This is a genomic window from uncultured Campylobacter sp. (assembly GCF_937997535.1).
Lineage (GTDB): Bacteria > Campylobacterota > Campylobacteria > Campylobacterales > Campylobacteraceae > Campylobacter_B.
The window spans coordinates 23,050-32,671 of the sequence record NZ_CALKTT010000080.1; the positions used below are offsets into that span (position 1 = coordinate 23,050).

At 47.7% G+C, this 9,622-nt stretch carries 8 protein-coding genes; 3 read left to right on the plus strand and 5 right to left on the minus strand.

The features are described 5' to 3' along the window. The first annotated feature begins 28 nt into the window (after window positions 1-28). The gene (gene dnaE / locus Q0117_RS07565; protein WP_297924249.1) at window positions 29-4,174 is read left to right on the plus strand and encodes a DNA polymerase III subunit alpha; all 4,146 of its coding nucleotides are present in this window, start codon (window positions 29-31) and stop codon (window positions 4,172-4,174) included. A gap of 959 nt (window positions 4,175-5,133) precedes the next feature. On the opposite strand, the gene hisG is transcribed toward dnaE, so the two are convergent. From hisG to Q0117_RS07590, 5 genes are read right to left on the minus strand one after another with little or no spacing between them, the layout of a single operon-like run. After that, window positions 5,134-5,745, minus strand: coding sequence for an ATP phosphoribosyltransferase (gene hisG, locus Q0117_RS07570; protein WP_297924251.1), 612 nt, complete (start codon window positions 5,743-5,745; stop codon window positions 5,134-5,136). Continuing rightward, a complete protein-coding gene (locus Q0117_RS07575; protein WP_297924253.1) occupies window positions 5,742-6,362 on the minus strand; it encodes a type III pantothenate kinase in 621 nt (206 codons plus the stop codon). The genes hisG and Q0117_RS07575 overlap by 4 nt, the downstream gene beginning before the upstream one ends. Next, window positions 6,349-6,684: a hypothetical protein gene (locus tag Q0117_RS07580; RefSeq protein ID WP_297924255.1), complete on the minus strand. Its 336-nt coding sequence runs from the start codon at window positions 6,682-6,684 to the stop codon at window positions 6,349-6,351. The genes Q0117_RS07575 and Q0117_RS07580 overlap by 14 nt, the downstream gene beginning before the upstream one ends. After that, window positions 6,671-7,684: an L-seryl-tRNA selenium transferase gene (locus tag Q0117_RS07585; RefSeq protein WP_297924258.1), complete on the minus strand. Its 1,014-nt coding sequence runs from the start codon at window positions 7,682-7,684 to the stop codon at window positions 6,671-6,673. Before Q0117_RS07585 ends, Q0117_RS07580 begins: the two co-directional genes overlap by 14 nt. Then, window positions 7,684-8,235 (minus strand): hypothetical protein, encoded by a 552-nt coding sequence (locus tag Q0117_RS07590; RefSeq protein WP_297924260.1) that lies wholly within the window; start codon window positions 8,233-8,235, stop codon window positions 7,684-7,686. Before Q0117_RS07590 ends, Q0117_RS07585 begins: the two co-directional genes overlap by 1 nt. A 116-nt stretch (window positions 8,236-8,351) precedes the next feature. Between Q0117_RS07590 and gatC the strand changes: the two genes are divergently transcribed. Further along, window positions 8,352-8,639 (plus strand): Asp-tRNA(Asn)/Glu-tRNA(Gln) amidotransferase subunit GatC, encoded by a 288-nt coding sequence (gene gatC, locus Q0117_RS07595; protein WP_295151191.1) that lies wholly within the window; start codon window positions 8,352-8,354, stop codon window positions 8,637-8,639. A gap of 10 nt (window positions 8,640-8,649) precedes the next feature. Next, window positions 8,650-9,622: PilT/PilU family type 4a pilus ATPase (locus tag Q0117_RS07600; RefSeq protein WP_297924262.1), on the plus strand; the 973-nt coding region annotated here is incomplete at its 3' end.

The following is a 9,622-nucleotide window of genomic DNA, read 5'->3' on the forward strand; positions in this document are numbered from 1 at the left end:
TAATCTCCAAATCAAAAAAGGATCAAAAATGAGCGACTACACCCACCTGCACCTTCACACCGAGTATTCGCTGCTAGACGGCGCGAATAAAGTAAGCGAGCTCGCCGAGCTTTTGCAGAGCCGTGGCACCAAGGCGTGCGCGATCACCGACCACGGCAATATGTTCGGGGCGATAGACTTTTATCAGACGATGAAAAAGCACGGTATCAAGCCGATCATCGGCATCGAGACCTATCTGCACAACCACGATGATATCGGCGATAAAAGCGACCGCCAGCGCTACCACTTGATACTGCTTGCCAAAAACGAGACGGGCTATAAAAATTTAATGTATCTTAGCTCGCGCGCGTTTTTGGACGGCTTCTACTACTATCCGAGGATCAACAAAAAAATTTTAAAAGAGCACAGCGAGGGGCTCATCTGCTCCTCAGCGTGCCTAGCGGGCGAGGTGGAATTTCATCTAAATAGAAGCGAGCGAAATTTAAAGCGCGGCGCGGGCGGCTACGAAGCGGCGAAAAAAGCGGCGCTTGAGTATAAGGAAATTTTCGGCGAGGATTTTTATCTCGAGATCATGCGCCACGGCATCGGCGAGCAGTTAAACGTCGATAAGGATCTCATCCGCCTCTCGCGCGAAATCGGCGTCAAGATCATCGCCACCAACGACGCTCACTACTCGCGCAAGGATCGCGCCAAGGCCCACGACGTCTATCAGTGCATATCGATGGGCAAGACGATCAACGACGGCGACCGCCTAAAACACGTCGTTTCGGAATTTTACGTAAAAAGCGACGAGGAGATGAGGCGGCTTTTTGCGGATATCCCCGAAGTGATAGAAAATACCGCCGAGATCGTGCAAAAGTGCAATCTCAAATTTGCCTTCGATGAGAAGGACTACGCGCCGACGCCGCCGAATTTTAAATTTACGATCGAATACGCCGCTAGGCTCGGGCTTTCGCTGCCGCAGCCTGATGAGCGCTATAGCTTTGCAAACGATGATTTTTTATTCGATCATCTGTGTCGCGAGGGGCTTAAAGAGCGCCTTAAATTTATCGATCCGCAGAATCATGAAATTTATCGCGAGCGCCTGGAAAAGGAGCTTGCCATCATCAAAAACATGCATTTTTCGGGCTATATGGTCATCGTGCAGGATTTCATCAACTGGGCGAAGGATCACGACATTCCGGTTGGCCCCGGTCGCGGCTCTGCGGCGGGTAGCATCTGCGCGTATGCGCTTCGCATTACCGACCTCGATCCGATCCCGTATAATCTACTTTTCGAGCGATTTTTAAATCCGTCGCGTATCTCGATGCCCGACATCGACGTGGATTTTTGCCAGGCGCGCAGAGGCGAGGTGATCGACTACGTCATCGATCAGTACGGCAAATACAACGTCGCGCAGGTCGCGACCTTCGGTAAGCTGCTTGCGCGCGGCGTTATTCGCGACGTAGCTCGCGTCTGCGATATGCCGCTTTCGCAAGCCGATAAGATGGCGAAGCTGATCCCCGATAAGCTCGGCATCACGCTCAAGCAGGCTTACGACGCCGAGCCGAAGCTGAAAGAATTTATCGACGCAGATCCGATCGCACAGCAGGTTTGGGAATTTGCGCTGGGCCTTGAAGGGCTAAATCGTAACGCAGGTATGCATGCCGCGGGAGTGGTGATCTCAAACGAGCCGCTGTGGAATAAAGCGCCGCTATTTAAGCAGGATAAGGGCGAGGATGCGCGCCTAGTAACGCAATACACCAAAAACTATCTCGAGGACGTAGATCTGATAAAATTTGACTTTTTAGGTCTAAAAAACCTTGATGTGATCGATAACGCCATCAAGCTCGTCAAGCGCCGCTATAATCGCGACATAGTTTGGGAGGAGATAGACTTTAACGATCCGCAAACTTACAAAACGATTCAAAGCGGCAACACGCTAGGGATTTTCCAAATCGAGGGCGCGGGCATGCAGGATCTGGCGATGAACCTGCGCCCCGACCGCTTCGAGGATATCATCGCGATGATCTCGCTCTACCGCCCTGGGCCTATGGATCTAATCCCTGATTTTATCAGGATCAAACACGGCGAGCTAAAAGCAAGCTATATCTTCCCAGAGATAAAAGAAATTTTAGAGCCAACATATGGCATCATCGTCTATCAAGAGCAGGTCATGCAGATCGTGCAGAAGGTGGGCGGCTTTAGCTTGGGCGATGCCGATCTGGTGCGCCGCGCGATGGGGAAGAAGGATGAGAAGAAGCTCGCTCACATGCGCGAGCAGTATCTAAGCGGCGCTAAAGAACTGGGCTTTGACGTAGCAAAAGCAGATGAGCTATTTGATCTGATTATGAAATTTGCCTCCTACGGCTTTAACAAATCCCACGCCGCGGCATATTCGATGATCACCTTTCAAACAGCCTATCTTAAGACCTACTATCCGGCGGAGTTTATGGCGGCGCTGCTTACTTCGGAGGAGGGCAATACCGATAAAATTTCAAAGTATATCGACGAGGCAAGCCGTCTAGGCATCGGGCTTTTGCCGCCGTCGATCAATCAAAGTTTAAGAGGTTTTAGCGTCGTGGACGACGAAAACTCCAAATCGGGCACCTCGATCATCTACGGTCTCGGCGCGATCAAGGGGGTGGGTGGCGCCGCGATCGAAAATATCTTGGAGCTTCAAAGCGAGGCTAAATTTCAAAGTATCGACGATTTTGCTTCGCGCGTGGACAATTTCCGCGTCAATAAAAAGGTCATCGAGTCGCTGATCTACGCAGGCGCGATGGATTGTCTGGGTAAGAGCCGATTAGCGATGATTCAAAATATGGAAAATATCCTAGACGTGATGAAAAAGATCACCGAGATTAAAAAGGACGCCGCAAGCTCGCTTTTTGGCGAGGATGAGGATATGACGAGCGGCATGAGCGTAAGCTTCGTCGATACCGACAAGGAATTTCCGCAGGGCGAAATTTTAAAATTTGAGCAGCAGACCGTGGGCGTGTATCTCTCGGGGCATCCGCTGGATGATTATAAAGAGGAGATGGAGGGCATCGACTACACGCTATCCTCGGCGTTTAGCGAGATCGAGGGCGATAGCGCCGAGGTGCTTAGCGTAGGGCGGATCGAGGACCTGTCCACGCGCATGACGAAAACGGGCAAAAAAATGGGGATTTTAAATGTGCTTGATCTGCACGGCAGCTTCGAGCTTGCGGTGTTCGATAATGCGCTAAAGGCGATTGAAAATTTAAGCCCGCAGGAGCGGGAGCGTCCGTACGCTTTTATGATTAAAATTTCAAAAAGCGCGGTCGGCGGCGCGGCGTATCAGCTGTCGTTTCTTTCGATGATGAGCCTGCAAAACGCTCGAGATGCGAGCTTTCGTCCACGCGCGGGAGTATTTTTGAACGAGAATCCACTCAAAACCTACGCCGCACAGCTTAGAGCGATTACACATACTAAATCGAACGAATTCGACGAACTGGTGGGCGAAGAGGACGCGAGCGTTAAAATTTTGTGCGTCGGCAAGATCGAAAACGTCTTTGCGCGCACGACCAAATCGGGTAAGCAGATGGCAAATCTTACGGTGCTCGATCTTGCGGGCAGCTTCGAGATGAGTGCATTCGGCGATATTTGCGATGCGGTCACTGCGCTAACGGACGCGGAGCTGGAGCGCCCGATGGCGTTTTGGGCACGGCTTAGCAAAAACACGAGTCCTTACGGCGGGAAATTTCAAATTTATCTGGATGAAATTTTAACCCTAGATGCCGCGCAAAATATCGACGGCTACGTGCCTAGCAAGGTGCGAGGCTTTGGCGGTAGGGAGCGTGAGGGCTTTAGCGGCGGCAATTTCGGCTCCGGCAGAAACTTCGGTGGCGAACGAGGCGGCGGCTACGGCAGCGGGAATTTCGCGGAGCGAAGGGGCGGGTTTACTGCGGAGGATTCCGTCCTTAAGGCGCGCAAAGAGCGCGAGGCACAGCGCAAAAACGCGCAGGATTTCGAGTTTGAGCTAAGCTTGGGCGAGCTTAGCCGCGAGAAAATTTATAAAATTTACCATCTCGCCTTTTGCGACACGGCGCTAAAAAACACCAAGCGGCTGATTCTACGGATTCGCAACGGCAGCGAGGTGCTCGTTTATCCGACCGAATACATCGTGAGTGATAATTTCACCGAAAAGGTGCGCGAAATCATCGCGGCGTAGGTGCGGCTCTTTCGTCGCGCCAGGTTGGTAAAATTTTATTCTTGTTCGCTTTGCACGTAAGTAGCTTTTGGCGTCACAAACAGTCATGGTTTTTTGGCGCGACCGCGATAAGAGACGACAATATTTTCGGCTCAAAGCTTGCTGCATGTAAAATTTACTGTGCTGCACGCAAAAACTAAAATCACGCAGATCGTCCGTGATATCTAAATTTATTGCGTTTATCGAGGCGGAATTTTATCTGCCACAAATTTACAGGCACATAGACCGCTTCCTGCTTTATTGCGTCGGTGAGGCTTGGTAGCATGCTGTTTGAGTTACCGCAATAACAGCTCGCCATACCTCGACAGAGTTGAATAGTTGAATTATATTGTCGCGCTAGCCTACGTTCGGTACAATAAATGGCGCGGACACTTTTAAATTTCTAGCTAAATTTTTGCGAAGTTTTACTTTGGCGAATCCCCGCGCAGCTTTAAAATTTTAAACTTTAACGGATTTGAAATTTTAGGCATAGTTTTACTACGTAAAATTTTATCGCGGTAAAATTTCGCCGAGTAAAATTCTTAAACCCCGCTTTCTCCAAGCCTTTTGAATTTGAGCCTAAATTTAGAACTTGCAAAATTTTGAAATTTTACGGCGTGAAATTGTGGAACGAGATTTTGGAATTTTGAAATTCTATGCCGCAGGGTTTTAGAATTTCGGAATTCTACGAACTGTAAATTTAGGCTAAATTTTTAAAATTTGTAGCGATAGAATTTTAAAATTTTACGCCCCGTGGCTTGACAGCGCTTCCGCTTCTTGATAAATCAATTGTTTAAATTTAATCGGTGCGGTTGGTTGCTGCCGTAAAATTCTATACGCAGCAGCGGTTTTTTAAACGACAGCGCGCCAAAGTGGTGATGATTCTCACGCAAAATATGCCGCGCCTGCCGCAAGCACTGCGTGGCAGGGCAAGCGAGCATTTACGCGATCGTGCGGGCTAGTTTATCTCTTAAATTTAAAATTTCATCGCGCTTTAGTACGAAGCTGTTTTTATTGGCGATGAGGTGTGCGGAGCTTTGCATTATGGTTTCTGCGGGCTGTAGGCCGTTTTGTTTCATCGTAGCGCCGGTCTCCACGACATCGACGATAGCGTCGGCAAGCCCTATGAGCGGGGCGAGCTCGATCGAGCCGTAGAGTTTGATGATATTTACGGCGACGGCTTTTGAGGCGAAGTATTCGCGAGTGATGTTGGGCATTTTCGTAGCGATTTTTAGGCTCGGAGCGCCGTAGTTTAGCTGCGTACCCGCATGTACGCCCACGCAGACGCGGCATTTTCCAATTTTAAGATCGAGCAGTGTAAGCACGTCCGGGCGATGCTCCTCAAGCACGTCAAGCCCCACTACGCCGATATCCGCCGCGCCTCCCATAACGTAAGTAGGGATATCTTGGTTGCGGACGTAGAGGAATTTAAAATCGCCCTCTTGCATTATGAGTTTGCGATCCTCGAAAGCAAAATCAAGCCCGAAGATGGTTTTGAAAATTTTAAGCGTGTCGTCGGCTATGCGGCCTTTGGGAAGTGCTATGGTTATCATGCGAGCCCCTTTTTTGCGATTAAGCTTACCATCGATTTAAAGATCAGGTCCTTTTCGTAGATCGAGTTGCGAAAATACCGCATCAGATAGGCTCCGTCGCCGCCCGTAAAGTAAATTTTATTATTGCCCGCGATATTTTCGATCGCAAGTACTATCGGCTTTAAAATCCCGTAGTTTACGGCGCTTACGGTCTTTTGCGGTAGCGGGTCCAGATCGATATTGGTTGAAAGCGTCACGTCCAGCACCGGCGCGATGCTTGCGAACGACTTTAAAAGCGTACTAATACCGGGCATTATAAATCCGCCTAAATGCGAGCCTCTAAACATCAAATCCACGGTGATCGCGCTGCCCGCATCGACGACGATACCCGTCGCCACCGCCGAGCATGCCGCTATGCGGTCGATCCCGAGCCCGCGGTAGGCGGTTTTTAGCTCAAAGTGCGGCGCCAGATCGACGAATAGAGGGTTTTTCAGCTTTTTTTTCACGCTATCGTTTACGCTAATGAAAAAAATTCGCTCTTTCGGCTCGTACCGCATAAACTCCGCTATGGGCATGCTTTGCGTTACGCCGCCTTTATAAAATTTAACTCTGGAATTTCCCACATCACACAAAAGCATAGAGGCTAAATCCGTTTTCTTTTAAAAATTTCGCGCTTTTAGAGCACATTTGCGAGTTGTAAAACAGCACGCGCTTCTTGACGACCTTGCCGAGACTTGTGCTAATGTCGCTTGCGAGTGAGAGCAGAAATTCCGCGTCGCGCATTACAAAGCGAGATTTTGCGTCGCGCATAAATAAAAGGACGTTGTAGATTTTCAGATCCACGCCGAAATACGCGCCATATGAGCGCGAGCGCGTGAAGCTAGCGATATCTAGCGTTTGGAATTTTTGAAGCAGAAGCCCTTCACGAACGCAGAGTTTTGAAATTTTATCTAGCATCAAAATTTAAAATTTTATCGTCGTAGTAAAACGAGCTGCCTGCGATAAAAGACTTATCCTCGAACTCGCCATTTAGCTCGTAGATCGCCTGGCCTTCTAAATTTTCGTCGGTGCGGATCACGTAGCCGTTACGCTCGATGATATACAGATAACCGCCGCTAAGCAGCGCACCGCTAAACTGCGCGAAGGTAAATTTGCGCGATTTGAGTAAATTTAGCCCGCGATCGAGTAGCTCGACTTTGCCGTCTTTTAAGAAAAGATAAATTCTATCGCCGCTAAAAATCACGTCTTTGATGTCTACGTTATGGTTTTTATTGCCCGCAGGACTTACCAGCATTAGCCTAGTGGCAGTTACGGCATAAAGGTTATCGTCCTTGTTTTCTAAGGCGATAATGTTGTTAAAAAACGGCTGGTTGCTCACGACGAAATCGCGTGCCGAGCGCCCACCTACGTTTTCTGCGATGCTGACTAGTCCGTCTAGTGCAGGATAAGCGATAAGCTGGTTGATAAATATTGGTGACGCTACGCGCGAATCGATTGCGAATGCATCGCCGACTTTATGATTGAGTACCACTGCGCCCGAGCTTAGCTTGATAAGCATGATCGAATCATCACTCATCACTAAAGCCAAATCATCGCCGCGTATATTTGCACTGAGCGCTTGTCTGCCGAGGGCTTTTTCAAATTTTACGGCACCTGTGCTACCAACTACTTTAAGCGTGCCATTGATGTCAGTTACGACGAAATTTCCATCATATTCACCTAAAAATTTTTCACTTTTTAGGACTTTTAAATTTTTCACCAATCCGTTTTTAGAGATGACTTCGCCGTCTTTTAGCGTAGCACCATCTTTACTAACCGCTACGATTTCCGACGGCAGCGAGCCGTTAAATTTCATATCGCCTGTGATGTTTTCGTCGCTAGGTTCGAAATACTGGCGCTTCGTCGAGCAGCCCAAAAATAAAAACGATAGTAAAAGCGTACATATCAGCGTTTTTTTCATTATTTATTGCCTCCATAGTGTTTCAAAGCAAGTGTGATTTGACGAACTGGCGAGTTGAGTGGAATTTTATCTAGCTCTGCGTGAGCTTGTTCGATTTTGCCCTCTTTTAGTAGGTCGTAGCCTTTGAGCAAAGAATCGTAATCGGTGAGTAGCACTCCGCCTTGTTTGCCGTTTTGTAGATTTATTATCTCTTTTAGCACAACATCGATGCCTTGGGTATTTTCTAGCGCCGCTCGCTCGTCTGCAGAGCCGTTTTGCAAAATATAAAGAGCGTATAGATTTATATCTTTTTGCTTAAGCTCGGCTAGCTTAGCGTCATCGCGCTTGTTAAGCAGCTCGTCATAGATCGCATTAGCACTTGCTATGCGGCGATCGCTTAGAAATTCATTTGCGTAATATCCGATAAATGCTACGATCAAAACCGCAGCCAAAAATATCAGCGGCTTTTTGTATTTTTTTACGAAAATTTCACTTTTTATGACGCTTTCTAGAAACTGCTCTTCTGTACCAATCTCTTTTTTCACGCCTTCAATGTCGTCTTTTAAAGCCAAAATTCAGTCCTTTATTTGAGAAAATCGGCGTAATTGTAGCATAAAAAATTTTAAATACCGCCTAAGATAAAGAATTTTTATGATATAATGTCGCATTTATCAGAAAAAGGAAAGTTATGATAATAGACGATACCTTGCTAAGTAAGCTGGAAAGGCTATCCGCTCTTAAAATTCCGGATGCTAAGCGAGAAGAATTTAAAGGGCAATTAAATAATATCGTAGATTTTGTGGAAATTCTAAATGAGCTGGATTTACAAAGCGGCGAGGCGGCTATCACTACGCTGAAAGGCGGTACTCCGTTTCGCAAAGATATTCCACGCAAAAGCGACGTCGCAGAAAGCGTCTTAAAGCATGCTCCGCAGTCCGAAGGCGGCTACTTCGTAGTACCGAAAATCATAGATTGAAAGGAATTTTATGGAAGAAGTTCAAAGAAATTTAGTAGATATCGAAACCCTACTAAAAACCGTCGTTTTTAACAAAGCGAGCGACCTCCACTTAGTTTCGCGCTCGGCGCCTCAAATACGTATTGACGGCACACTGCGCCCACTTGCCATGGATCCGCTTAAGGGCACGGATATCGAGTATATCTGCTACGCGCTCATTACCGATGCTCAAAAAAGTGCGCTCGAGGAAAATAAAGAGCTTGACTTTGCGATCGAGCTTCCTAATATCGGACGCTTCCGTGGAAATTACTACTACACTATGAACGGCGATTTGGCTGCCGCATTTCGTATTATTCCTATCGATATTCCTAGCCTGGATGATTTAAAAGCCCCTACGATTTTTAAAGAGGTAGTCAAGCACGAAAAAGGCATGATTTTGGTTACCGGGCCTACTGGTAGTGGTAAATCAACTACTCTTGCCGCGATGCTAAACGAGATCAACGAAAAAGAGCGCAAGCACATCATCACCGTTGAAGATCCGGTTGAGTTCGTCCATACCAATAAAAAAGCGCTTTTTTCTCACAGAAATATCGGCACCGATACCCATTCCTACGCTAATGCATTAAAATTTGCCTTGCGTGAGGACCCGGACATTATCCTCGTGGGCGAGATGCGTGATAGAGAGACTATCTCGATCGCCATTACCGCTGCAGAGACCGGTCACTTGGTATTTGGTACGCTACACACCAACTCCGCGATGCAAACGATCAACCGTATTATCGATAGCTTTGATGGTGGCGAGCAGCTCCAAGTACGAAATATGCTCTCTGTCTCACTTACCGCGGTCATTTCGCAATCGCTTTTGCCGAAGCTTGGCGGTGGACGTATCGCGATCCATGAAATTTTGCTAAATAACAATGCCGTAGCGAATCTAATCCGCGAAAACAAGGTGCATCAAATTTACTCTCAAATGCAGCTAAATCAGCAATCTACCGGTATGATAA

What these genes read in the sequence shown, in the direction of transcription:
- hisG (WP_297924251.1), bottom strand. Translation starts at nt 5,745, where the DNA reads ATGATAACCATAGCACTTCCCAAAGGCCGCATAGCCGACGACACGCTT.
- dnaE (WP_297924249.1), top strand. Translation starts at nt 29, where the DNA reads ATGAGCGACTACACCCACCTGCACCTTCACACCGAGTATTCGCTGCTA.
- Q0117_RS07575 (WP_297924253.1), bottom strand. Translation starts at nt 6,362, where the DNA reads ATGCTTTTGTGTGATGTGGGAAATTCCAGAGTTAAATTTTATAAAGGC.
- gatC (WP_295151191.1), top strand. Translation starts at nt 8,352, where the DNA reads ATGATAATAGACGATACCTTGCTAAGTAAGCTGGAAAGGCTATCCGCT.
- Q0117_RS07585 (WP_297924258.1), bottom strand. Translation starts at nt 7,684, where the DNA reads ATGAAAAAAACGCTGATATGTACGCTTTTACTATCGTTTTTATTTTTG.